The following is a 24,170-nucleotide window of genomic DNA, read 5'->3' as shown; positions in this document are numbered from 1 at the left end:
CTCAATCGGGCGTAAATTGCCGCTGGCGGGCGGCAGCAATAGCCGCGGCCGGCTGCTCAGCTTTACTCAGCAGGCAGTTTTCCAGCAGTAAATAATCCATGTCGGTGGCCAAAAAGCCCTCGATCGCATCAGCCGGCGTACATACCGGCGGCTCGCCACGCACATTAAATGAGGTATTAATCAGCACCGGTGTACCGGTCAGACGATAAAAAGCCTGTAGCAGTGCGTAAAAAGCCGGTTGTTGCTGCTGATCTACCGTTTGCAAACGGGCGCTATAATCAACATGGGTAATGGCTGGCAGGGTTGAGCGCAATTGCTCGCGCTGCGCCAGGCCCTGGCTGTGCTGCGTTATCGCTAAACGTTGTGCAGCGCTAAGCTGAGCGACCAATAGCATATATGGGCTGGGCTGGCTTAAATCAAAATACTGCGCGGCATGCTCGGCCATAACAGCCGGCGCAAAGGGTCGGAACGACTCACGTTGCTTTATCTTTAGATTCAACAGCCGTTGCATCTCGCTGCTACGTGCGTCGGCCAGTATTGACCGGTTACCCAGAGCGCGTGGGCCAAACTCCATCCGGCCCTGAAAGCAGCCAACAACAGCGCCAGATGCCAGCAAAGTGGCTATCTGGTCATTTTTGTGGTCGGCCGCCAACTGCTGATACGGTAGCTGACGGGCATCCAGCTCAGCCACAATATCGGCGTCAGTAAATGCCGGTCCAAGCTGCGCACCCTGCATGCTGTCATGCTGACCATCAGCCTGGCGCGGTTGCTGATAAAACTGATGCCAGGCCAACAACGCGGCCCCTAAGGCCCCTCCGGCATCACCCGCCGCCGGTTGGATCCATAAGGCCTCACAAGCCTGCTCTGCCAATAAACGGCCATTCACCACGCAATTAAGCGCCACGCCACCGGCCAGGCACACCTTGCTGCAGCCCGTCGCTGCGGTAGCAGCACGGACAATTTTTAATACCACCTGTTCTACTACCTGCTGCACCGAGCAGGCTAAATCAAGATGTAGCTGCTGTGGCGGCGCATCGAAGGCCAATGCCGGCCCACCAAACAGCGCCTCAAACCGGCGGTTGATCATGCGCTGCCCTACCGGGTAATCAAAATAACGCATGTTCAAGCTAAAGCTACCATCGGCCTTTACGTCGATCAGCTCACGGTAAATGATATCGACATAGCGCGGCTCGCCATAGGGCGCCAAACCCATTAGCTTGTATTCACCTGAATTGACTTTAAAACCACAGTATTGCGTAAACGCCGAATACAACAACCCCAGCGAATGAGGGAAGTGGATTTCGTGCAATGGTGTCAGGCTATTGCCCTGCCCCAGCCAGATTGAGCTGGTTACCCATTCACCGACCCCATCTAAACAAATAACCACAGCCTGCTGGAACGGCGAAGGGTAAAATGCAGACGCGGCATGTGCCTGATGGTGCTGGCTAAACAGTAAACGTGGTAATGGCGCTTTACTGTCTGGCGCCAGTAAACGTAGCTCACGACGCAATACCGCTTTTAAATACAGCTTTTCTTTTAGCCATACCGGCATGGCGCGAACAAATGCCGCAAAGCCACGCGGCGCATGTGCCAGAAAGGTTTCTAACAGCCGTTCAAACTTAAGCAAGGGCTTGTCGTAATACACTATGGCGCTAATGTCAGCCAAACTCACACCGGCCTCAGCCAGACAATAACGTATGGCATCGGCAGGAAAACCAGCATCGTGTTTTATCCGGCTGAAACGCTCTTGCTGTGCCGCGGCAATAATATTGCCATCACGCAGCAAACAAGCGGCGCTGTCATGATAAAAGCAAGAAATGCCAAGAATTAACTGCATGGTCGGCTAAGCGTAGTTATGTTGAGTTCAATTTAACTAAGTTAACCTGTTCCGGCACGAACTTATAGTGCAAATGCGCCAAAACTTGCTGGCGCCCGGTGCTTGGGCTAACGTGGTGTTTTTAGCCGCGGAACCTAACTAGATGCCGTTACCGGACGCTCACTCAGGCGCAAAACCTAAAGTAAAACCAAGCTACTACGCCATTGCCGTGTTATTGCCACTGCTATTGTTAGCGTTACTGGAAGGGCTATTGCGGCTAACGGGTTTACCGCAACAGTATCCGCTGCTAATAGCTGCGCCTGAAGCGGGCTATATGCAACTGAATCCGCATGTTATCCGGCGCTATTTTGCCGAGCCGGACCGCGCGCCAAATGTGGCGCCAGACAGCCAGTATATTCTGGCCGAAAAAGCCAGCGCCAGCTACCGCATTGTATTGATGGGCGGTTCCAGCGCTGCCGGCTTCCCGTACGGCCGCTTTGGCTCACCAGCGGCTATGTTGCAGCAACGGCTAAAGCAACAATACCCGGCACAGCAGTTTGAAGTGATTAACACCGCAATGTCCGCCATTAACAGTTATAGTTTGCTGGATTTCAGTGACGAGATTATTACTCTGCAACCCGATCTGGTATTAATTTATGCCGGACACAACGAATACCTCGGCATTATGGGCGTAGGCTCGGCATTTGCCGCCAGCAGCACCCGCAGTGCCACTCTGATCTGGCTTTCTTTGCGCCAGCTTGCTTTGGTGCAATTCCTTGAACGCGCCTACCACGCTATACGCCCAACAGCAGACCCAAGCCCAACTAGCCGCACATTAATGGCCAGCATGGCAGCGCAACAGCATATTGGTTATGACAGCGCCGCCTATCACGCTGGCCTGGAGCAATTTTCAGCCAATATGCATGCGTTACTGCAGCGCTTTAACCGGGCCGGCATTACTGTGGTGCTAAGTACTATTGCGGCCAATGAAGCCGATCAGCCACCTTTTGTCAGCCCGGCCCTGCCTGAACCGATACCTGACACTATTACCACACTGCAACAGGCACTTAGCGACAGCCCACAACACGCCGGCTTACACTATGCGCTGGCTCAGCAATTGCGCCGCCAGGGTCAGCATGCGCAGGCACTGCAACACTACCAATATGCCACTGACTATGATGCGCTGCGTTTTCGCGCGCCAGCGGCCATCAATGAACGGATAAGGCAATTGGCCGCGCAATACCAACTACCGCTGGCAGAAGGCCAGGCGCAGTTGCGGGCGCAAAGCAACAACGGGGTTATTGGCAACAGCCTGATGCTGGAGCACCTGCATCCAAATGGCCGCGGCTACTTTTTACTGGCTGACGCCTTTTTACAGGCCATAACACCGCTGCTACCGCCACCGCAAGTTCCTGTTACATTAGAACAAGCCTGGGCTGTGCAGCCACTGCATGAGGTAGACACGCTACTGGCAGACTATAAAGTGAGGCTGTTGACAGCCGATTTTCCCTTTACCGTACCGGCAAAAAAGGTCAGCTTCGGCCCACAACAAAGCGCGGTGCAACAGTTAGCCTATCAACGTAGCCAGGGCCTGGACTGGCTAAACGCCAGTGAACAGTTATTACGCCATTACCAGCAACAGCAAGACGGCGCCAATGCAGCACAGGTAGCGGCGCAACTTGCTGACGCCTTGCCATTTCGGGCTGATTTGGCCAGCCTGGCCGGGCAATTTTACTTTGCCAGCCAACAACTGAGCCTGGCCGAGTATTATCAACGTGCGGCTTTGCATATTACTCCAGACGACGAACAAGCCATATTGCTACTGACGCGCACCTTATATTACCGGCAACAGTATCAGCCCGCACTTGCGCTACTGCAACGGCTGTTGCAAAAAACGCCCAACCATCCGGTAGCCCTGCGACAGCAACGACAACTGCAGCAATTGCTGCAACAGGAGAACACACCATGAAGCAACGCTTGTTCTGGCTTATTGGCCTGCTACTGCCCTTACTGTTGCTGGCCATGTTAGAACTGACATTGCGCCTGGCGGGTATTGGCAAACAGCTTGCACTTTTTATCGATAACCCGGCCAACACACACTATCTGCTCACCCGGCCCGACATCATCAAGCGTTATTTTGCCAACGGCGCCGCGGCACCCACTGTTACAATGGAGCCGTCATTTTTCCTGCAACAGCGCCCTGCTGACGGCATCAGGCTGGTAGTGCAGGGTGGCTCTACGGCCGCAGGTTACCCTTACGGGGTTGGCGCATCACTGGCCGGTATGTTAGAGCAACGTTTGCGGCGAAGCGCCGGTAACCGTAGTGTTGAAGTGGTTAACACCGCGTTGTCGGCAGTAAATAGCTACACCTTGCTGGATTTAGCCGACGAGATCATTGCCATTAAACCCGACGCCGTGCTTATATACGCCGGCCATAACGAATACTTAGGCATTATGGGTGCAGGCTCTACCTATCTGGCCGCAGAATCCCCTGCCGCGACAAGGTGGTTACTTAAACTACGCCGCTTGTCTACTTTTCAACTGTTAGAAGGCGCCTATCAACATTGCTGCTTGCCTGGCGCAGTTGAGACGGCAGCGTCCGACCGGCGCACACTAATGGCCAGGGTAGCCCAAGGCCAGCACATCACTACCGACTCGGCACTGTATCAGGCCGGAATACAGCAATTCAGCCAAAATTTAGCCCTACTGCTAGCCAAATACCAGACAGCCGGCATAGCGGTGTATTTGGCCACGACGGGCAGTAATATTGCCGATCAGGCGCCTTTTGCTGGCGCACCACTTACAGAGCAGCAACTGAGCAAGCTGGCACAATTTCAGGCCCAAATCGATACCGGGGTGGCACTAAAAGACTTAGATAACGCCACTGAGCGCCTGCTGGGCGATGCGCCCTCAGCCCATTTGCTGTATCAGCTGGGCCAGCTTTACCGCCGTGGCGGTGAAGCTGAGCGCGCCAGCCAGCTGTTGCTGGCAGCCAAAGACGCCGATAGCTTACGCTTTCGGGCACCCGAGGCGATAAACCAGCAAATCCGCATTCTGGCAAAACAGTACAATGCCAAACTGGTCGACGTGGAAGCGGCCTGGCGCCAACAAAGTCCGCTTGGCTTAATTGGCAACAACCTGATGCTGGAACATTTGCATCCTAACGTGCAAGGCTATTTTTTACTGGCAGACAGTTTTTATCAGGCGCTGGCGCAACAACCGCCGCTGTCTGATTGGCCGGGCAAGGTGGCTGCCGAACTGGCATGGGCGGAACGGCCACTGCTGCCAGCAGAAGAGCACGCCGCACAGTTGCGTGTTGTCACCTTGATGGCTGATTATCCGTTTCGTGACACCCCAATAGCGGTGAGCTTTCCCGCCGCACAGAACATGCCACAGCAACTGGCACAAGCCTATATTGATGGCAAGTTAGACTGGCTGGGCATGATGCAGCAAAGTGCCCGTTATTATCAGCAGCAACGCGATGGCGACATGCTGCTAAAAGCCTTGCTCATCATTGCTGATGCTTTGCCACACGACGCCAGCGCCAACCGGCAAGCGGCGCAAATTTTACAACAGGCCGGCCGTGCACAAGAAGCCGGGCATTATCAGCGCCGGGCTGAGCTGGCACACTAAAGGCACACACCAGATAAACCGCTGCACTTCCAACAGACATAAAAAAAGCCGCAGTAAGCTGCGGCTAAAATAATCCAGGAAGGCCCGGCTCTCGCCGGGCATAAGGTATGAAACTTATTGCTTAGTTACTGTTAACGCCGGGGTATCTTTGTTGCTGGCATCCAGTAAAAAGTTATAACTTGCGGTTTCAAAGTCCATCGTCAGGTTGTCGTTACTTGGTGCGATAGTTAACGGCATACCCTCTGTTACCACGGCACCATCGGCACCAGCGCCCATATTTACCGTTGCCCAATCAGCTGACGCTACCTTGAAGGCAATGTTACCGGCGGTAATGTTAATATCAACGCTATACAGGTTTGACCCCAGGTATTCAAAGGCATCCACTTCACCCCAGCCGTTCATGCCGCCACGTAAAAACACCGTGGTAGCGCCGAATGGCACGTATTCGCTGACTGTCAGTGTCGGTGCTGTCTTGTTGTTCGCATCAAGACGGAACACGTAAGACGAGCTCTTCGGTATGCTGATATTCAGGTTATCGTTGCTCGGCTGAATAATAATGTCCTGTGCCAGAGTAACCGTAGCACCGGCATCACCAGCACCCAAGTTCACACTTGCCCAATCGGCAGACGCCACTTTAAAGGCATAATCACCGGCAGCAATATTCAGCGTTGCAGTATAAACGCCTTCACCGTCGTAGCTGAACGCATCCACTTCACCCCAACCATTCATACCACCGCGCACAAACACCGTTGTCGCTTCGTAGGGTGGAATATCCGGCGCACCAGAGGTGGCATCAGCAGACAAACCTGCACCCTGCTCAGCACCCTGAGCTTTTACAAATACCGCCATGGTATAAGCTGGCACAGTAAAAGTGCCCTCATCTACACCGGCGTTAAAGCTGGCGGTCGTTACGTTGCTGTCTACTGAAGCTTGCTGCAATGGGTGTAAATCAAAGCCAGCAGCAGTTGGGATAGTGTGCGCACGCTCGACAGATGTACCGTTAATAACCACTACCAAAGCATCATGCATCGGATCCAAATCTGTTAGCCCAGTGCCATCGTCAATACTCATAACGATTAAGCCTTGAGTCTGGTTTTTACCGATGTTATGAAAGCCAACCCGGTCGATAACGTCTTGCGCGGTAGCCAGGCGGAACAATGGGCTGCCGGCACGAATGCTTAAAAACTCTTTAAACACATCGCTGGCAAAACGAATATGGTCAGGTGCAGGTTTGGCGTTCGGGTTGGTCAGGATCTCACCAATCAGATTCCAACTGTCACGGTTTTTCTCTGCCAATGGCAAGCCCACGGCAAAGTTATTGCTTTGCATGGTGAAATCGACAAAGTTAAACCAATCCCCTGCGTCATAGCTGTCGCGGTCCATTGATTTAGACCGCAGGAAATCACCGCCCATTTGCAGAAACGGTATGCCCTGGCTCATTAATGGAATGGCAATAGCAATATTTTGGGCCCGCACCCGCTCGGCGGTAGTCAGGCTGGCATCTAAGCCATACTGCAATTTATCCCATAAGGTTTCATTATCGTGTTTAGAGACATAGTTAATAATATCAGCCGGATCAGCGGCATAACCTGCACCGCCAAAACTGGAGGCTGGGCCAGAAATACCCTGGTAACTCTCCAACACATAGTCGCTTAAGGTACCGGCCAGGCCAATACGTATTAAGTCTTGCTTACGCAGGCTTTCGGTATCGTCACTGGCATTAAACAGCACCGCTTCACGCACCGGATCACGCAAACGGTCATTAAAGGTGCCCACTTCAGTACCGGCCATATCTTGTTGCTTGGCCTGGACGAACAAGCGGTTATTGGTTACCTCACCAAAGTTCCAGCCTTCACCGTAGAAATACACATTAGGGTCGAAAGTACGCACCACATCACGTGCCGCCAGAATACTGGTTTTAGGTGAATGCCCCATAATGTCGAAGCGGAAGTCGTTAAAGCCGAAATCACGCGCCAGTATCAGTAAGGAGTCCTGCATAAACTTGTCGAACATCCGGTGTTCTGTCGCCGTATTTTCACAGCAGGTTGAACGCTCTATACCACCGGTTGTTTCGTTGTAACGGTGGTAATAACCCGGCACAATTTTATCAAACACTGACGTGGTGTTCAGGCCCGAGGCACTGGTATGGTTGTACACCACGTCCAGCACGGTGCGCAGACCAATGTCGTTTAACGCTTTGTTCATCGCCCGCACTTCTTTAATGCGCGCTACACCATCTGCGTTAGAAGCATAGCTACCTTCAGGGGCGATAAAGTGCTGAGGGTCATAACCCCAGTTAAAGCCATCAATGCTGCGCATGGCCTGCACCAGATCTTGCGCTTTTTCACCAAAGGGTGAGTAGCTTTCCAGTACGGACAGCAAAGTCGCGTTAGCGTCGGTATTGCCACACACTGGCGCGTCGGCTTTTAACTGACACAGCTTGGCGACGGTATCACTCAGTTCAATGCGTTTAGTCGCATCTTCATTGATATTGGCCTGGTCGTTTAGTGGCAACAGGTGGAAATGCGTTAAACCATTGTCGGCCAGTGAGGCTAAGTGTTGTACCGGCGCTGACGTCATTTCAGTAAAGGCCAGATATTTACCACGGTTAGCTGCACTAACACTCTGATCACGAATAGAAAAGTCGCGCACGTGGCCTTCATAAATCACAATGTCTTCTGGCTTGGCAACGGTTGGCACCATACGCTCACTCCAGCCTTCTGGCGCTAAATCAGCGTCTTGAAGATTAACAAACTGGCTGTAGCGGCCATTGCTGGACAAACTCAGCGAGTATGGGTCGGTGCTTTCGATGGTTTCTACCGCACGGGTTAGTGGGTGATATACCGTGACTTCATAGCGATAGAACTGACGGTCCAGTGCAGCACCGCCGCTATAGCTCCAAATACCGGTTGCACTGTCCAGCGCCATATCATGCGTAGCACTTAGTGACTTGGTCGCGCTGTACACTTTTAGCTTAACGCTACGCGCAGTTGGCGCCCATACACGTGCGGTAATGCTGCTGCCCTGATATTGAATACCTAAACTGGCCTCATCGGCATCGGCATCGCCTTTGGTGTATAAATCATCCAACACCTTAGCAGCCTGCACATAGGTGGCAGCCTGTAATTCACCGTCAACGTCGGTCGCGGCCAATACCAGCTGGTTTTTAATCATCGCTTTGGCTTCATCCGCGGTAAAATTGGCACTGAACGCCGGCTTATCCGCCAGGTGTGGCACTACGGCTTTTTGCGCGCCGGTTAACTCGGCGGGCAGTAATTCGACACTGCTACCATTTAAGCGACCATCACGGCCAATAGCCAGATCGGCGTCGGCTGAGTAATGTAACTTAACAATACTGGCTGGCTCGACATTACCATTCCAAATAAAGGTATTTTGATCTAACCAATGGGCAGCCGAGGCCTGTACAGACACACCTAACGACACCACCGGGAATTCAAAGATGCTGTTTACGCCAGAGAATATCCAGTTCATGCGGGCAAAATCCGGATCGTCTTGCGACAACGGCATTTGCATATCCGGGCCTGGGTCTTTACCGGCATCATCAGTACCGATGTGCACAATAAAGTTACCACAAGCGCCTGCTGTACCGGCGTAGCCTGGTTTCAAGTCCAGGATCCAGTATGCACCATAGTTAGGGTCTATGCCGTCATGCACCAGACCGTTGTCCCACGATGAGGCAATGGACGAGGGCGCATAGGCATCACAGGTTTCGTTGTTCCAGGTATGCAAACGGTAGCCGTCATAGGCACCAGAACGTTTATAAAACAGTATCGCCTCGTTGGGGCCAGCCAAAACCACTGGATCGGGGGCATTCGGGTCTTTACCAATAGCACAACCTTCGTTGTTGGCTGTGGGTACCTGCGGCGCCGGGCAGTAAATTGGTGGTGGGTCGATACACGAGGTACCGGCCGCATCAGGAATAAGTGGCACATTACAGGTTAACAGTACTTCTCCGGGCTCGGTATTGTCACCTGCGCCACAGCCAGCTAAAAACTGGGCTGTCAGCAGCAGTGCACCGAGCTTAAGCATTTTTGTTGTAATAGACATTGCTTTGTTGCTCCAAAATCCGCTTAAAAGGTATAGACCGCGCCAAGATAAAACTGACGACCAAAGAACTGAATGGTGCCGGTTTGCGCTTTGTCACCGAAATAACTTTTTGTGGGCTCGTCCGTCAGGTTGTTTACCTGGAACAGCACTTTAAAGTTGTCGTTAATGTCGTATGAGGTTTGCATATCGATCACCGTTTCACTGTCAAAATTGGTGATCTGCTCATCAATACCTACTTGCGACGACACAAATGGCGAGCGGTAACGGGCGCTAACGCGGGCATCAAAGCCTTCGTAGTTCCAGAACACGGTGCCGGTAAATACATCTTGTGATAAACCTTCAAACGTGGTCTCAATTGCGGCACCGCCTAAGGTGTTGATCAGACTGACTTCGCTTTCGGTGTAGGAATAACTGCCCTGCACACCCAGGCCAGAAAACATTTCCGGTAAGCTGTCAAATACCTTGGTAAAGGCCAGTTCAGCACCACGAATGTAGCCACCTTCACCGTTGTTTACTGCGGTAGAAAAAGCGCCGTTAAAGGTTTCACGCGGGATACCATCTTCATCAATTATTTGTGTTGGCACATCAAAGCCGGCAGCGGCAAAATCAAACTGCTGGATAGTAAAGTCATTTACAAATGACTTAATGTCTTTATAAAACAAGGCAAAAGCGATAGCGCCAGACGGAATGTAGTACTCGTAAGATAAATCGTATTGAGTAGCTTCAAATGGCCGCAGGAACGGGCTGTTTGAGCTGGAACCACTGATTTCGCCATCGTCACTGATGGTGACAGAGGTGTTCGACGCCAGCCGGTTTATCGGTGGCCGCGACATAACCTTGGCCGCGGCAAAACGAATTTGTGACTCATCAGTAATGCCAAAATTCAGGTTTAATTGCGGCAGCACATCGGTATATTTTTCACCTAAAATACCCGGCGCATAAGCGGTATTCACCAGACCAGCATCGTCAACAATATTTTGCGCGCCACGCAGCGGGTTACCATCGACATAGGCCAAGTCTGTGGCGCTTTGGTCAGTTTGCACTACCCGCACACCCACGTTACCACTAACCGGAATACCAAATAACTCGGCATCCAAATTGGCCATAACGTAACCGGCCAGCACATCTTCGTACACTTCACCGCTTTGTAGCACAGACCAGTTAGTGTTAGGCCCGGTTGGATTAAACTGTGACGGCAGAATGTCGGGGTTACCTGTACCCCAGGTTTGCACCGGTTGCGGAATACCCTGCGGGAACCAGGCCGCTAAGGCTTTATCCAGGTCAATAGCCAGGTAGCTGGGGTACGTTGCAAAATCACCGCTAAAATTCACTACTTCGACCATATCTGACGTTAAACGCAGTGGCGGTTGCGAGTTTAAAAAAGCCCCATCGCTGCCGTACTCAAATACTGAGCGATCGTTCTTATAGCTGCGCTCCGAGTAGCGTACGCCAGCTTCTAACGACGCGACCAGCGGCATGTCCAGCAGCCAGCTGGCATCAAAACGGTAAGCGTTTACTTCATCTTCGTTAACAAACGGATAGATGCCGTATTTACTAACCATCACTTTGTCGATATCAGAAAATGCTGCCGCCTGGTTAAAGCCAACGCTAGGCAGGTTTAAGCCATTAAGCATATAAGAGATGGACACATTGGTATCCAGTACCGGCACATCGGCATTGGCATCTTGTGCTACCAGCGCCCACAACAGGCCATTACGGAAGTTACTTTTTGCACTGGAGTGCGACACATCAAAGCTTAGGTTTACGCTTTCACTGACATCCCAGTCAGCATTGATACCAAAGCTACGCACTTCGTCATAGTCGCGGTTGTCATCGTTAACTATTTCTACCCGGGTAAAGCTGCTGGTTGTGCGGTTAAAGGTACCGCCAATCACCGAGCTGCCATTTAGCTCTGGGTTGCCTAATGCCGCCGTTGGCCCGCCAAATTTAACCCGAAAACCACGGGCAAAGGCTTCTTTGTCAAACTTAGATAAAAACGCATCGGCTTTTAGCGTAAAGGCATCGTGCGGTGTCCATTCCAGTGCAGCCATATAGCCATCACGGGTTTCTTCGCCGCCTTTATGCTGAATTTCAAAGCCTTCGCTGATAAATTCATTCACACCGTCGTCGTTGGTATCTTTCTGGCCGTTATAGGCCAAGCCAACAAATTGCGTAGCGACGCTGGGCTGATACAGCCGGGCATAACCAGCGGCAAAACCTAATGTGTCGTCAAAAAACTTACCTTGATATGACAGGCTAAAACGATGGCCAAATTCAACGCCATCTGGCACTTCATTAGCACGGTCGTTGTACATGCCGCGGGCATTAACAGTAAAGGTGTGTTGTTTTTCGTTGCGCAGCGGGCTGGCGGTTTGTAGCTCTACCGTACCGGCCACACCGCCTTCAATCAGTGATGCTTTGGGCGACTTATATACAGCAGCCGAGTTAATCAATTCAGACGGATACTGGTCAAACTCAATATTACGTTTGCCACTGGTGGACACTTGCTCGCGGCCATTCAAGGTAGAAAACACAAAGCCGCCAGACATACCGCGAATATTAATTTCTGCCGCCTGACCACCGGTTCTTACCGCAGAAATACCCGGCAAGCGCGTTAAAGCATCGGCCATCGACACATCGGGCAGTGCACCCAGATCATCTGCAGAAATGGTTTCAGAGACTGTGTCACCAAAGCGCTTGGCGTCAAGTGAGCGGAACAGGCTGCTGGCAAAGCCGCGCACCTGTATTACTTCAACTGCGTCAACGGCGGCAGCTTCAGTAGTGGATGATTGCTGCGCCGCACTTTGCGGTTGAGCTGACGTTTGCGTTGTTTCTGCTGATTGCTGCTCAGCCGCCAACGCCAAGCTGCTCACCCCTGCCATAGCAAGTGTAAGCAGACTAAGCTTGAACTTATTCATGCCCTGTTTCCCCGTGTGTTTTTATATTTGGTTGCGCGTTCCATGCGGCCAGCATGAATACTTGCAGCCTGTTTTTACTATGTTCATTTATTAACCTTATTGGCGCACTGTGCAATATGAATACGTATTCAGTTGCGCCAAAACAGCGCATTTCGCCATGTCGCTGTCACAATAGGGTGCAACACGACGAGGACTGTGCCAGAAGCAGCGGCTTAGCCACTTTATTCAATGCCGCGATTCAGGTAAGGTGAAGCATCGCCCTAGTTAAGGAGCAGCATTGCGCCCTCCCAATAGCAAAGTGTCGGCCGAAAGCAGTTATCAGCGTGAATTGAAGCGCTTAATTGCCGTGCTGACTTCCGTCAGTGACGCCAACAGCATGGTCAGCCTGATCAGTGATTATTTTCGCTTTGCCCAATTTGCCAGCGCCGAAGGTGGTAACAGCGGTAAAACTGCCGCTACGGCGTTAATGCCGGAGTTATGGTTTTGTGCTGAGAGAATTTTACAGCTCACCGAAGGGTTAAACCCAGCGGAAACATTAACCCGTTCCGCAAAATTACTTGGTACCTTGCAATTAACGGTGCCGCACTCGGCACGGCGCTGGCGTGAGATCCAATTTGGCTACAAAGTGTTGTATCGCTGCGCCCTGAGCCTACGCATGCTCGACCATGTGCTGCAACACAAGCTGTTAAGCGACCTTACACTGCAACAGGTTTATAGTGAGCGTAATGCCGCTGATCCCGACTGCTTGTACAAGCTAAATGTGCAACTGCCGTTGCTGGTTAGCGTTATGCTGCTGGATGCAGGGCAATTGCAGCCAAAGGCCGCGGCCATTTTGTTAGGTCACGCCAATGAGCTAGACCCTTTGCGCGCGCTGGATACCAACGAGCGCAGCCGGCTTTTGCAATTAGCCAACGAAGCCAGGCAGCAGTTGGCTAACGGCGCGCTAGGCCTAATTCCCTTCCGAGCCAACACTCGCCAGCAACAGCAATTGCAACAGTCAGAGCAACAACAGCGATTAAAATTTATCCGCCAGTTGCTACAACAATTAGATGACCCAACCAACATCCTGGCCGGCATTGTTAAAATCCCCCAGGTGTATAGTTCTATGGTGCTACCTGGCCGGCATCGCTACGTGTACGAGGCGCTGCCCAAAGCCAGCTTACTATTAAAAGATAGCGCCAGCAGCGGCACGCTAAACGCGAACCTGGTAAAGCAGTTTTTGCAAATTACCGGTATCTTCCCGCAAGGTTTCGGTATTGCCTTTATTCCCGCACAACAAGACCATGGACTGGTCGGTAAATATGAACTGGCTATCGTGAATCAGCTGTATCCGGCTAATATTGCTGAGCCATTATGCCGGGTGGTTAGCCGCAACCTGCAATACCGCCGCGGCGGCCATAATTGCCGCATTAGCATTAACCATAATTTATATTTTAAGCCAGCACGCGACCGGCTAGCCGTTATTCCCAGCCAACGGTTAGAGGAAATTTTAACCCAGCTCAGCGCCGACTGGAGCCCCGGCCAAATACGCCGTTTTGTGCCACGCTGCTGGCACCCGGAGCAGTTTTTTGACCAAGCCGAACACCAGAACTTATGGAACAACGCACCGCAGCATCAGAATTGAATATATATAACGTTATCTGTGGATAGTAACATTTCAAATTGAGCTAACTGAGTTGAGCGACTGACGTTTTTACCATTCTTCAGTAGTTGTGCGCGACGTTGGTGTGAACCGAGGCGAATATAGGTGCAGCCCCGGCTCTAAAATGTGCGACCTTCGATATTGTTAATTGCCAAAAGGAGCAATGATGGTTAGCTGCCAGTCAAAAACATCATCTTTATCCGCACTAATATCGCTTGTTAAGTTTCGACCCAACGTCGTCCCACTAATTTTCACGGTCTTTGTTATTGGGTTAACAGTGTAGCTTTCAATATAAATTTCCGGCTGTTCTATTGCATCAAGAGGTATAAAAAAGTTGGCGTTTGCATACCATTTTTCGTTGTAACGCGGAGTAAACAGGCGAAATATATCGTTAAGTGTTAATGCTTCAGTACTGTTGTTGCGGAAAAAAGATGAACCACTTGTATTAATTGGGGTCGCCTCTGATGCACCGCACAAATAATTTATACCATTGTGATCAACAATGTCTGGTTTGCGCAAGTTAGTAGCGTCGCCAGAGAAATGCGGATTAAAATTATCCCAGTTTTTAACCTGTTGGCCATCACTCTGCCAGGTAACCTCCCGTGAGTAATAAACCTCTGCAAGATAGCCGCAAGCGGAGTTTTTGTTCACCATATGGAAAGTTGGTGCGGCGATTTATTGCCGAAAAGTTGAATATCAAAGCGCTGGAATAAACAGGCGTTATAGTTTCGAACGCCGATTGAATAGCCGGATAGCTATCGACCACCTCTAAATCAGTCATATTGAAATAAAAAAACTGAATATTAACCTAAGACAATGTGGAAAAATCGGCGTATTGTCGGCCAAGTGCTGCTAAGGGTAGCCAAAGATTTACTTTTCCGGCTCCATTGTCATAAGTACCCAGTGCTTTTACTTCATCCCAAAGCAAAGTAGCACCATCAAAAATGGTGCCAAACCACGTTGTTGGGTCCATTACTAATGTATAGTCGTAAGTGAAGTTTTCATCTTGTTGATTTTTAGCGCTTATTTTGCAACCTATACCCAGCCCGGCAGCAGCCAAACGTGAAAAATCGAGATCATAGAGCCGCATTTTGATAACCGCTTCAGATGTCAGGGCGTCATCGACCCAAATATACACTTTGCCTAAATTTGCACCGGCAGCCGAATGCTTAGCTGTAAAATCGTAAAAGGGTGTATCACCTACTGGTCTGCTATGCCTGGGGCCACCAAAGCCATCGTCTAAAACATCAATAAACAATTCTGTAGCAGTTTCACTTTCCGGCGTAAATACATTAGTAGTAACTTGTTTATCTGGTGTGTGCGCATTAAATGCTTTGATTGGCAAAGCTTTATCGAACTGTTGGTAGTTTTCCGCAAGGCTGTTGATTAAGTGCTGCAACGCATTCTCTGTAGATACCAAATTTTCAATTCCCAGTGTAGCTAAGACAGAGGTGACAATGTTGTTTTGCTCAAAGCTTACATCCGAAAAATCAAAGCCCTCGCGCACTGCTGCGTTAATCACAGACACAACATCGTTACTGATAGTAATACCATTGTCAGGTTGACTGTCCTGATCTAGCGTCTGTAATAACCTGGCCATATTTATTACTCTGACATCGGTATGATCTTTAGTATCAAACAATGACAGTGGTGTGATTAGTGGAGCGGCAGCGGCAGAGCCCAGTGCCACTTCGCCTATTGAAAAGGTGATGTTTTCTCCTGCGATATATTCAAAATTTCCCTCTTCATCAGTAACACCGGACTTGGAGGCTGTTGCATATGTTAAGCCGGATACTGCGCTATCAATAAATTTACCTGATACAACAGTGTTTACCGGCGGTGGTGGGGTGACTGGTGGTATTACCGGTGGCGTTACCGACACTTCGTCACTACCGCCACCACCGGATGCGGTGAGTTGTAGCAGTAACAAAGAGGTGATTGTTAATGAGATTATTTTGTGCCTACTCATAAATTATCTTTAAGTCACATAATTTGTTTAATGAGTAATTAAAAATGCAAAAATATTAAAGCTGATAAAATAAACTAAAATGTAAAATTTTTACCTGAAGGTCACATTCCGGTCTTTTTAACGAACAATTTAATTATGTAAAAGTTATTCTGTAATTTCATGAGCTATCTAGCATCACGCACTAATCGAACAAAAAAAGCATACCGAAAAATCTCTCCATTTTTGCGATTGGGTCGAACAATGCCGTAAGAGAAATTGATATACCAAGCTGAATCTGGCGAGGCTGGTGTTGATGTCCAATAATTACCAGTTGGAAATGTATTTGGAAAAACTGATAAATTAATACTTGGTGTATAACACCTCCACTCTATTATCGAAGCTAATTCATTTTTATTTGGCAGACGCCAATCGTTAAATCCGGCAAAACTAAAGTTCTGAGCGCTCTGAAGTGCAGTATCCCAGTCATAAAAATTGTTACTACTTAGACAACTATTATCATCCGAATCCCAAAACTGTCCCATACTACATTGCATCCACATCAAACCGGTCGGGTTGTGGACAGCCGTTCCGTTTCCGATGATTGTAAAATCGCTTGTAGGAGTGCTGAAAGGGATTGCGGCATTTTCAAAGCCATCAATACAGCTACCGTCTGCTATTACCTGCAGACTTAAAGACGCAGAACCAATTACTAAATAGATTGTATTAATTAGTTTTTTTATTAAAGTATGCATATTTAACTTCCTAAAATAGGTATCACTTAATAATTTTTGAAAAACGTCTCTAATTTCGGGTGGCATTTAACTTTTTAAATTTGAAAAAAATACTACAAAGCTCAGTTCAACTTGTGTAAGAATACTGAAGTAAAAATTATGATCTATCGCCATCGGCGAACTAATCTAACATGGTAGCGGAATTGCTTAGCGTCGTTATCAACAATGCCAATTTTTGCACCTACAATAACTGCATATTCTCCGTCACTATAAGATGCATCAGATACCGATGACCAATTACTGCCGCCTTCAATTTGCTGATACGGGAAGTAATCAAGACTGTCCAACTCTCCCGAGTAGCCATCCCCATTGTGTATAGTTCCCATTAATTCGCTTGGCGTTGGCATACGCCAATCATCATAACCGCATAGTTTGGAACTGTTTACTGCCTTAACATAGTGGTAGGTATCACAGTCATCAATGTAGCAGCTGCCTCCACCCCTAACGCCCGCGCCACCTCCGTTTTGTGTGTTATCTGGGTTGTACCACGTAAAAGTGGACCTTGCGTTATGGAGAGGAAAGTCAGCTCGTAAACTTTTAACTTGCCACATTAGACCGGTGTGATTATCTTGTACACAACTCCAAAAAGTACCGTCAGCTTCATTACCATCAAATTGTTTCCAAACTGCATTCTGAATTTCGAGTGCGCCACCGTTGGCACCAATTTTAATAAAGTCAAAACCCGCTCTCCCTCCTCCTAACTTTGCTAGTAAACCGCCTCTTGCCAGCGCATCCCGGCCATGGTTGCCATCCTGTCCCTCGAAGCCTGAGGTGTCAATATTGACGCCACATGTCAACTTGTTGGTGTCATTGTTCGCACACCAGTCGACACCGGTGTCATTCAGCATTGCTATAGCTATTGGAAAAAAGAAAGCATCAATTTCACATGATTCAGTAATTGCCCCAGTGGTATATGTTGAATCAGCTAATGCACCATTGCAGCCTTTAACTTCACTAATACTATGATCATTGGCTGCTACAACTTGAAAAGTCGCTGTTTCACCATGTGATACCGTTGTGGTTTCTGGAGTAATCGTACCTCCACTATGGGCGTAAGCTGTAACAGTGTAACTATTTAGACTAAAGCTGACTGATACAGCGCATGCTGAAGTAATTGCTGCAGTGGTATAAGTCCTACCGTTTAAGTTGCCACCACAACCGCTAACTCTCTCTATGCTATGTCCATCCCATGTCGTTATTTCAAATGCTGTTGCTGTACCATGCTCAACCAACGTGGCTTCCGGGCTGATAGTACCGCCCTCATCGGCAGATGCGGTGACTGTATACTGATTGACTTTAAAACTGGCTGAAATAGAACAATCAGCAGTAATCGATGAGGTTGTATAGGTATTCCCGTTTAAGCTACCACCACAGCCGCTGACATTCTCAATGCTGTAACCTGTGTTAGCATTAATGGTGAATGTGGTAGCTTGGCCGCTTTGCACGCTTTTGCTTGTCGGGGATATACTGCCACCGCTACCGGCCGAAGTTGACACCGTATAAGATACTGGCGACGTGCCGGTATCGGAACTGCTACTGTCACCTCCGCCGCAGGCTGATAGCTGCGGTAGAATAAAAATACAGAATACTAGTGATTGAATTTTGTACCTGTTCATACATCATCCTTAAATTGTTCCGTGACATCTTTAAAAAACTGAGTATAAAATTATCAGAGGGAATCACATCATCTAAAAAGATGAAAATGCAGCCGGAGGTTGTTATCAATAACGTTAGAATTCAAGCCATTGATAATCTTATTCATTTAATATATCAGAGTGCGATAGACGGCAAATGGGAGAACTTTCTTACCGCTTTGATGAGCTATACCACGTCGAATAATGCCTGGATAGCGTTACTGAATGCAGATTCTCTGCAACCGGAGTTTTTAAACTTTATTACGTTGACGACAGATGTTAATCAGGATGCTTTTCTTGCTGAATATATGCCACGCATTGCTGAAGACCCTTTCTTTGTTCATACCTCTATGATGGCTGAAGGAGAGTTCCTGCGCGGTTCAGACGTTGTAAGCGAAAATGTGCTACATAACAGTAGCCTTTATCCGCTGTTTGAAAGAGGTGGTTGCGAATATATGTTAGCTGCCATTCCAATACGAACTGGACAATTGAACTCCTTTGTTGTGTTAAACCGGAATAAACAATGCGACGACTATTCAAGTGATGACTTGGCGTTGATGAAACAGCTAGTACCACATTTTAATCGTGCATTTTATATGTATCACAAATTATTAAGGCAACAGCAGCAGTTGTCTTTGTACCACACGATTTTGACTCACACGCCTTATGCATTAATTGCGGTAGACGAAAAAATGAACGTATTGGCTGTAAGTCAAAAGGCTGAAAACATGTTAACGAAGCAAAGTATATTGCATATCAATAGTACTCTGACCTGCAAGCAAGCATCTCATACGGCAGCACTACGAAACTTTGTCGATTCAACATTAAGCTGGCTTAGTGCCAGTTCGCCAGAACCGTCAGCTATCAGACTTAGCTCAGGTGATAATGTGGTAATGTTAAGAGGCTATCCAATAGATGGCGTCACTGCTGGCAACGATTTTTCTAAGACTTGCTGCGTGCTGGAGCTGATAGCAGATGCTGTACCCTGCTGGTCTCTTTTTGCTGAAGAGTTTTCCCTATCAGCCAAAGAGCTACGTACCATTCAAGGATTATATAATGGAGGGAGTTTGCAGGAGGTCGCTGAGCAACATAGCTTGTCTTTCAATACGGTAAAATCTCAACTGCTAGCTGTTTATCGGAAAATGGGTATTAAAAATCAACGACAGTTAATGATGGCGCTGACAAAATACACTTAACAGATAGGCTGCCATATGGCAGCCTTTTCCAAAGCAAAAATTCATTACGCATTTGTGCCAAAGCTTATTGCCCGCACACTTTACGCAAGAACTCATCATGTGTCGGTAGTTTACTCAGCGGCTCTTGCTTAATAGCTCGTAGCTGCGCCAGCATATCTTTCAGTTTTTGCTCACTGAAACTGTTAGCGATAGGATGGTAGTCTTTCGGCATAATGCCCTGCCCCAGCATCACCTGCAGCCAGGAGCTTTCCAGAAACAAATCGTTTTGATCACGGAATAAACTTCCGTTTTCAGCGAAGAGTTGTATTTTTCGCTGCAAACTATCCGGAATGTCCATTTGCTGCATGTCGCGCCAGAACTGGCTGTCGTTACGCTGGTTAACATGATAATGCAGGATGATAAAATCGCGGATTTGCTCAAACTCGAGCTGTGACTGACGATTATATTCTGCCACTTGCGACGGCACTATGCCCTGATGCGGAAACAGCTGTAGCAAACGGACCACTGCAGACTGAATTAAATGAATACTGGTCGACTCCAACGGCTCGAGGAAACCGCTGGATAAGCCAACCGACACCACATTGCGCTGCCACTGTTTACGCCGCCGGCCGGTTTTAAACTGAATAAATTTGGGCTCTGCCAACGCTTTGCTATCGAGGTTAGCCAGCAGGATATCGGCGGCTTGCTGCTCAGTGTAATGCGCGCTGCTGTACACCAGGCCATTGCCGTTGCGGTGCTGCAAAGGAATGCGCCATTGCCAGCCTGCACTGTGTGCTATAGAGCGGGTATAGGGCAGAGTGTGTTCAAAGCGTTCCGACGGCACTGCTACGGCCCGGTCACACGGCAACCAATGGCTCCAGTCTTCATAGCCGGTACCCAGCTTTTGCTGAATTAACAGGCCACGAAAGCCTGAGCAGTCAATAAATAAGTCGCCACTTACCTCACGGCCGCCATCTAATACCAGACAGCGAATATCGCCACTTGGATGTTGCATCACCTCGCTGACCAGGCCCTCGGTACGCACCACACCCATTTGCTCACTCAGCTTGCGCAAATACAGCGCATACAAGCCAGCGTCAAAGTGATAGGCATACGGCAGCTCTAGCACGGTATCTTTGGCGGTGATGGGCGCAAATTTGCCACTTTGTGCACACAGATAATTTAAATCGTATTGCCACAGTGAGGTGGTATCACCTAACTGCCGCGCCCGTTGCCACAAGTGATGGAACTGGCAAAAAGCCAGGCTTTTACCCGGCGCGCCAAAGGTATGAAAATAGCCTTCGCCCGGCACCCGCCAGTTTTCAAATTTAATCGCCAGTTTAATGGTGGCTTTGGTTTCGCGTAGAAACTCGGCTTCGTTAATACCCAGCACATTATTTAATAATCGGATCGGCGGAATTGTGGCTTCACCTACCCCAACAGTACCAATGGTTTCAGATTCCACCAGTTCAATGTCTATGGTTGCGCCCAACACTTTCTTTAACAGTGCTGCAGCTATCCAACCCGAAGTGCCGCCGCCTAAAATGACTACTTTACGCACAGTTTGCATAATTGTACCTACTACAACAAAACAGCCCAACCAGGCTAAGCTTGGTTGGGCTGTTAACAAAGAATTTAAGCGGTAAGACCTTACCGCTTAAGCTGCCAAGCTTAGAACTTATAGTTCAACCCTAGCATAAAGTTACGACCGAAGCTCTGGTAAGTCACTACCTGGCGAGTATCATCACCGTTGTTACTGATGTCTTTCTCGTCCGTCAGGTTTTGTGCTTGTAATGTCACACGCAGACCGTCCAGCGCTTCAATACCTGATTCGCTAAAGTCATAACCAATTTGCGCATCCCACAACTCGGTGCCCTGGCGATTAACCGGTACCAGGCTTAAGCTGATGCCGCGCTCTTCAGTTTGGAACTCATCACGCTTAGTACCAGAGATACGGAACTCAAAGCCTTTGTACTCGTAGTAAGCTGTCAGTGTATAAATTTCTTCTGACAAACCTGGCACCCGGCCACCATCATCCAGCTTGCCATCCATAAAGGTGGCGCTGGCAACAAGACCAAAGCCATCTAAAGCTTCATGAATGATGTCAAACGGTACGCTGGCTTGTAGTTCATAACCCCGCACAAAGCCCTGCAAACCATCCTGGCGCACATCTAAGCGGCCAAGGAACGTAGCAGGAGGTTGATTGCCGGTTGCATCAGATGACTGATGGAAACCCGGGATATAGTTAGCTGAGAAATCATTGATTAAGGTTACATTGCGGTGCCAATTCTTTAAATCTTTAAAGAAGAAGCTGGCAGCGAAGAAACCATTGTCATGGAAGTAGTTTTCATATGACAGGTCAAATTGATCAGCTTCCAGTGGTTTAAGCTCAGTGTTGCCGCCGTTACCACCCCAGGCACTGTTTAATGCGTCGTCATCAAGGATATTATTGTCATTAAAGGCAAAGGTAACCTGCGAGTTAGGGCGTAAATCGTCCATTCGTGGCCGGCTCATTACCTTAGATAGGCTGGTCCGTACATACTGGCGGTCTGCTACTTCAAAGCTCAGGTTTAAGCTAGGCAGCACGTCGGTATAATCGGTACCGGCGGTAACCGGCACCGCTTCAGTGAAGCCCTGAGCGTTGGTAGTGGCGCTAAAACCTTCACCCTGCTGATCAGCACGCACAACCTGCACACCCACATTACCGGTAACGGCGATGTCACCAATTTCAGTGCTGATATCCAACATCGCGTATAGCGTGGTTAGCTTTTCATCAATTTTATAGGTGTCACCATAACGGCCGTTTTCCAGCAGCGCGGCGTCGGTCTCAGTGTAGAAACCACTGCGGTATAAACCCAGACTGTCATAGGCCAATACGCCATTAATACCGATAAAGCTTAAATCTGCCACGCCTAATACGTCAGGAATTGCACCATCATTTGGCCAGGTATTGGCCGTTAAAAAGGCACCGTTGTTGATTTTGGTTTTCGAACGTTCTTTGTAAACCAAGCCCAGTTCCAGCTCGTTAAAAATACCCCACTCCACATAACCATTCGTTTGCAGACGCAGGCTATCTAAGGTTTCTTCAAAATCAGGGTTGTTAACAAAACCGTCCTGAGCAGTATCCGGGCCAAAACCGTCTACGCCCTGAAAGTCTGTTACCGGATTAAGTGAGCCACCCCAAGCCTGTGGACCAGCCAACCGGATCAGACTGGCATCGGTTAAATCTACCGGTGCAATAGTTGGGTGGTTTGAATAGAAGGCACCATTGGGCGTCATTACCCACGAGCGGGCAGTAATTGGACGATCAGGGGAATTGGCACGGCCGACACCGGAGTAACTTTCAATGTCCGTAATAGACTTGGTCACTTTGCCGCTGGAAATATCAAATTGTCCCGACCAGTTGTCATCAATTTGATATTCCAGATTCAAACCAAAGGTTTTCAACTCAGAATCTTGCTCACGCACATCGTTACGTACCACAGAATAGAAGCCATCATAGAAACCTGATGTTACCAGACCGTCTTCAACACCTGTAATAGTGTAGGCACCGGTACCCCACTCAGCACCGCCTTCTTCTAAACCACGGCGGGCATCTTGCTCGTTAAAATCGATGTATAACGCATCAAAGGTGGCGGTTAGCTTATCGTTAACCACATATTCCAACACCAGCGCAACAGAGTCGCGCTCTAGCATCGCTGAGCGGGTAAAGGAGTCATGACCGCCAAGGATAACAGTACCTTCTGGCACGGTAACGCCATCAGCCGCGCGGGCAGCGTTGGCACCGGCATAACCCCAGCCGCGGAACTGTTGTTCCTGGCGCGGCGTTTCTAAAGAGGCGACAACTAATGCTACACCCAGTCTGTCATCAAGAAATTTATCTACGTAGTTAAATGATAAACGGTGGCCAGTGTTGTCGAAATCCGGGTTGCCGGAGTCCTGGTCGTTTTTCTCATAGCTCAGATTAAAAGCGACAGTGCGCTCTGCAGCTAACGGTTTAATCGTTTGTAAATCAACAGTACCGCCAATACCTTGCGCCATCAGGCTGGCTTCAGGTGTTTTATACACTATGGCAGTAGAAACAATTTCAGATGGGTATAAATCGTATTCAACACCGCGGTTATCACCCATACCTAGCAGTTCACGGCCATTGAGTGAGGTGCCAACGTAGTTTTCGTTAAAACCACGCACAGATAAACCGCTGGTACGGCCATTACGACGCTCACCGGCTAAGCCTGGCAAACGTGCTAATGACTCCGCCACGCTGGTATCTGGCAGTTTACCAATGTCTTCTGCTGACAAAACCTCGACGATGGAGTTTTCGCTCATCTTAATCGCTTGAGCTTTTTGCAGACTTCCGCGATAGCCTGTTACTGAAATTACTTCGATTTGCTCATCAGCTTTGGCCTGCTCTGCCGTTTGCGCAAATGCTGTGGTGCCGGTACTGGCAGCTATCGCCAGTGTCAGCAAACTGAGTTTAAATTTAGTCATGTCCTTCATCCCCGGTGTGTTGTTTGTGTCGTCTGTTGGCTGTAAGCGCAGCCG

13 protein-coding genes are annotated in these 24,170 nt (G+C 49.0%); 4 read left to right on the top strand and 9 right to left on the bottom strand.

Annotation, left to right across the window (positions count from 1 at the left end):
* Window position 1 precedes the first annotated feature (1 nt).
* Window positions 2–1,837, bottom strand: a complete 1,836-nt coding sequence (locus I4W93_RS17460; RefSeq protein ID WP_205312180.1) for a carbamoyltransferase family protein — start codon at window positions 1,835–1,837, stop codon at window positions 2–4.
* 142 nt (window positions 1,838–1,979) lie between these two features.
* Between I4W93_RS17460 and I4W93_RS17455 the strand changes: the two genes are divergently transcribed.
* A complete protein-coding gene (locus I4W93_RS17455; RefSeq protein WP_205312181.1) occupies window positions 1,980–3,785 on the top strand; it encodes an SGNH/GDSL hydrolase family protein in 1,806 nt (601 codons plus the stop codon).
* Window positions 3,782–5,449: an SGNH/GDSL hydrolase family protein gene (locus tag I4W93_RS17450; protein ID WP_205312182.1), complete on the top strand. Its 1,668-nt coding sequence runs from the start codon at window positions 3,782–3,784 to the stop codon at window positions 5,447–5,449. Before I4W93_RS17455 ends, I4W93_RS17450 begins: the two co-directional genes overlap by 4 nt.
* 114 nt (window positions 5,450–5,563) lie before the next feature.
* On the opposite strand, the gene I4W93_RS17445 is transcribed toward I4W93_RS17450, so the two are convergent.
* Together I4W93_RS17445 and I4W93_RS17440 are read right to left on the bottom strand one after the other, a co-directional pair.
* Window positions 5,564–9,517 (bottom strand): alpha-1,6-glucosidase domain-containing protein, encoded by a 3,954-nt coding sequence (locus I4W93_RS17445; RefSeq protein ID WP_205312183.1) that lies wholly within the window; start codon window positions 9,515–9,517, stop codon window positions 5,564–5,566.
* Between the two features lie 23 nt (window positions 9,518–9,540).
* Window positions 9,541–12,435 carry a TonB-dependent receptor gene (locus I4W93_RS17440; protein ID WP_205312184.1) on the bottom strand — a complete coding sequence of 965 codons (2,895 nt, stop codon included), beginning with the start codon at window positions 12,433–12,435 and terminating at the stop codon, window positions 9,541–9,543.
* A 277-nt stretch (window positions 12,436–12,712) separates the two neighbouring features.
* Between I4W93_RS17440 and I4W93_RS17435 the strand changes: the two genes are divergently transcribed.
* The gene (locus I4W93_RS17435; RefSeq protein ID WP_205312185.1) at window positions 12,713–14,059 is read left to right on the top strand and encodes a hypothetical protein; all 1,347 of its coding nucleotides are present in this window, start codon (window positions 12,713–12,715) and stop codon (window positions 14,057–14,059) included.
* Between the two features lie 162 nt (window positions 14,060–14,221).
* On the opposite strand, the gene I4W93_RS17430 is transcribed toward I4W93_RS17435, so the two are convergent.
* From I4W93_RS17430 to I4W93_RS17415, 4 genes are all read right to left on the bottom strand, one after another.
* The gene (locus tag I4W93_RS17430; protein ID WP_205312186.1) at window positions 14,222–14,731 is read right to left on the bottom strand and encodes a hypothetical protein; all 510 of its coding nucleotides are present in this window, start codon (window positions 14,729–14,731) and stop codon (window positions 14,222–14,224) included.
* A 154-nt stretch (window positions 14,732–14,885) separates the two neighbouring features.
* Entirely contained in the window at window positions 14,886–16,046 is a 1,161-nt protein-coding gene (locus I4W93_RS17425) for a hypothetical protein (RefSeq protein ID WP_205312187.1), read from the bottom strand.
* A gap of 164 nt (window positions 16,047–16,210) precedes the next feature.
* A complete protein-coding gene (locus I4W93_RS17420) occupies window positions 16,211–16,777 on the bottom strand; it encodes an Lcl C-terminal domain-containing protein (protein ID WP_205312188.1) in 567 nt (188 codons plus the stop codon).
* A gap of 143 nt (window positions 16,778–16,920) precedes the next feature.
* The gene (locus tag I4W93_RS17415; protein WP_224673530.1) at window positions 16,921–18,432 is read right to left on the bottom strand and encodes a DUF1566 domain-containing protein; all 1,512 of its coding nucleotides are present in this window, start codon (window positions 18,430–18,432) and stop codon (window positions 16,921–16,923) included.
* On the opposite strand from I4W93_RS17415, the gene I4W93_RS20565 reads away from it, so the two are divergent.
* Window positions 18,408–19,646, top strand: coding sequence for a helix-turn-helix transcriptional regulator (locus I4W93_RS20565; protein ID WP_205312190.1), 1,239 nt, complete (start codon window positions 18,408–18,410; stop codon window positions 19,644–19,646). The genes I4W93_RS17415 and I4W93_RS20565 overlap by 25 nt on opposite strands.
* Window positions 19,647–19,710: 64 nt before the next feature.
* Here I4W93_RS20565 and I4W93_RS17405 read toward each other — a convergent pair whose 3' ends face one another.
* Together I4W93_RS17405 and I4W93_RS17400 are read right to left on the bottom strand one after the other, a co-directional pair.
* Entirely contained in the window at window positions 19,711–21,195 is a 1,485-nt protein-coding gene (locus tag I4W93_RS17405; protein ID WP_205312191.1) for a tryptophan halogenase family protein, read from the bottom strand.
* 101 nt (window positions 21,196–21,296) lie between these two features.
* A complete protein-coding gene (locus tag I4W93_RS17400) occupies window positions 21,297–24,116 on the bottom strand; it encodes a TonB-dependent receptor (RefSeq protein ID WP_205312192.1) in 2,820 nt (939 codons plus the stop codon).
* Window positions 24,117–24,170 lie beyond the last annotated feature (54 nt).

Origin of the sequence: Rheinheimera maricola (genome assembly GCF_016918075.2) — a bacterium.
Classification (GTDB): domain Bacteria; phylum Pseudomonadota; class Gammaproteobacteria; order Enterobacterales; family Alteromonadaceae; genus Alishewanella; species Alishewanella maricola_A.
Note: the sequence above shows the minus strand (reverse complement) of the source record. Positions and strands in the feature narration are given on the sequence as shown.

Bases quoted from the DNA above. Each gene is read 5' to 3' on its own strand.
- I4W93_RS17460 (WP_205312180.1), bottom strand. From the start codon at position 1,837: ATGCAGTTAATTCTTGGCATTTCTTGCTTTTATCATGACAGCGCCGCT.
- I4W93_RS17455 (WP_205312181.1), top strand. From the start codon at position 1,980: ATGCCGTTACCGGACGCTCACTCAGGCGCAAAACCTAAAGTAAAACCA.
- I4W93_RS17450 (WP_205312182.1), top strand. From the start codon at position 3,782: ATGAAGCAACGCTTGTTCTGGCTTATTGGCCTGCTACTGCCCTTACTG.
- I4W93_RS17445 (WP_205312183.1), bottom strand. From the start codon at position 9,517: ATGTCTATTACAACAAAAATGCTTAAGCTCGGTGCACTGCTGCTGACA.
- I4W93_RS17440 (WP_205312184.1), bottom strand. From the start codon at position 12,435: ATGAATAAGTTCAAGCTTAGTCTGCTTACACTTGCTATGGCAGGGGTG.
- I4W93_RS17430 (WP_205312186.1), bottom strand. From the start codon at position 14,731: ATGGTGAACAAAAACTCCGCTTGCGGCTATCTTGCAGAGGTTTATTAC.
- I4W93_RS17425 (WP_205312187.1), bottom strand. From the start codon at position 16,046: ATGAGTAGGCACAAAATAATCTCATTAACAATCACCTCTTTGTTACTG.
- I4W93_RS17420 (WP_205312188.1), bottom strand. From the start codon at position 16,777: ATGCATACTTTAATAAAAAAACTAATTAATACAATCTATTTAGTAATT.
- I4W93_RS17415 (WP_224673530.1), bottom strand. From the start codon at position 18,432: ATGAACAGGTACAAAATTCAATCACTAGTATTCTGTATTTTTATTCTA.
- I4W93_RS17405 (WP_205312191.1), bottom strand. From the start codon at position 21,195: ATGCAAACTGTGCGTAAAGTAGTCATTTTAGGCGGCGGCACTTCGGGT.
- I4W93_RS17400 (WP_205312192.1), bottom strand. From the start codon at position 24,116: ATGACTAAATTTAAACTCAGTTTGCTGACACTGGCGATAGCTGCCAGT.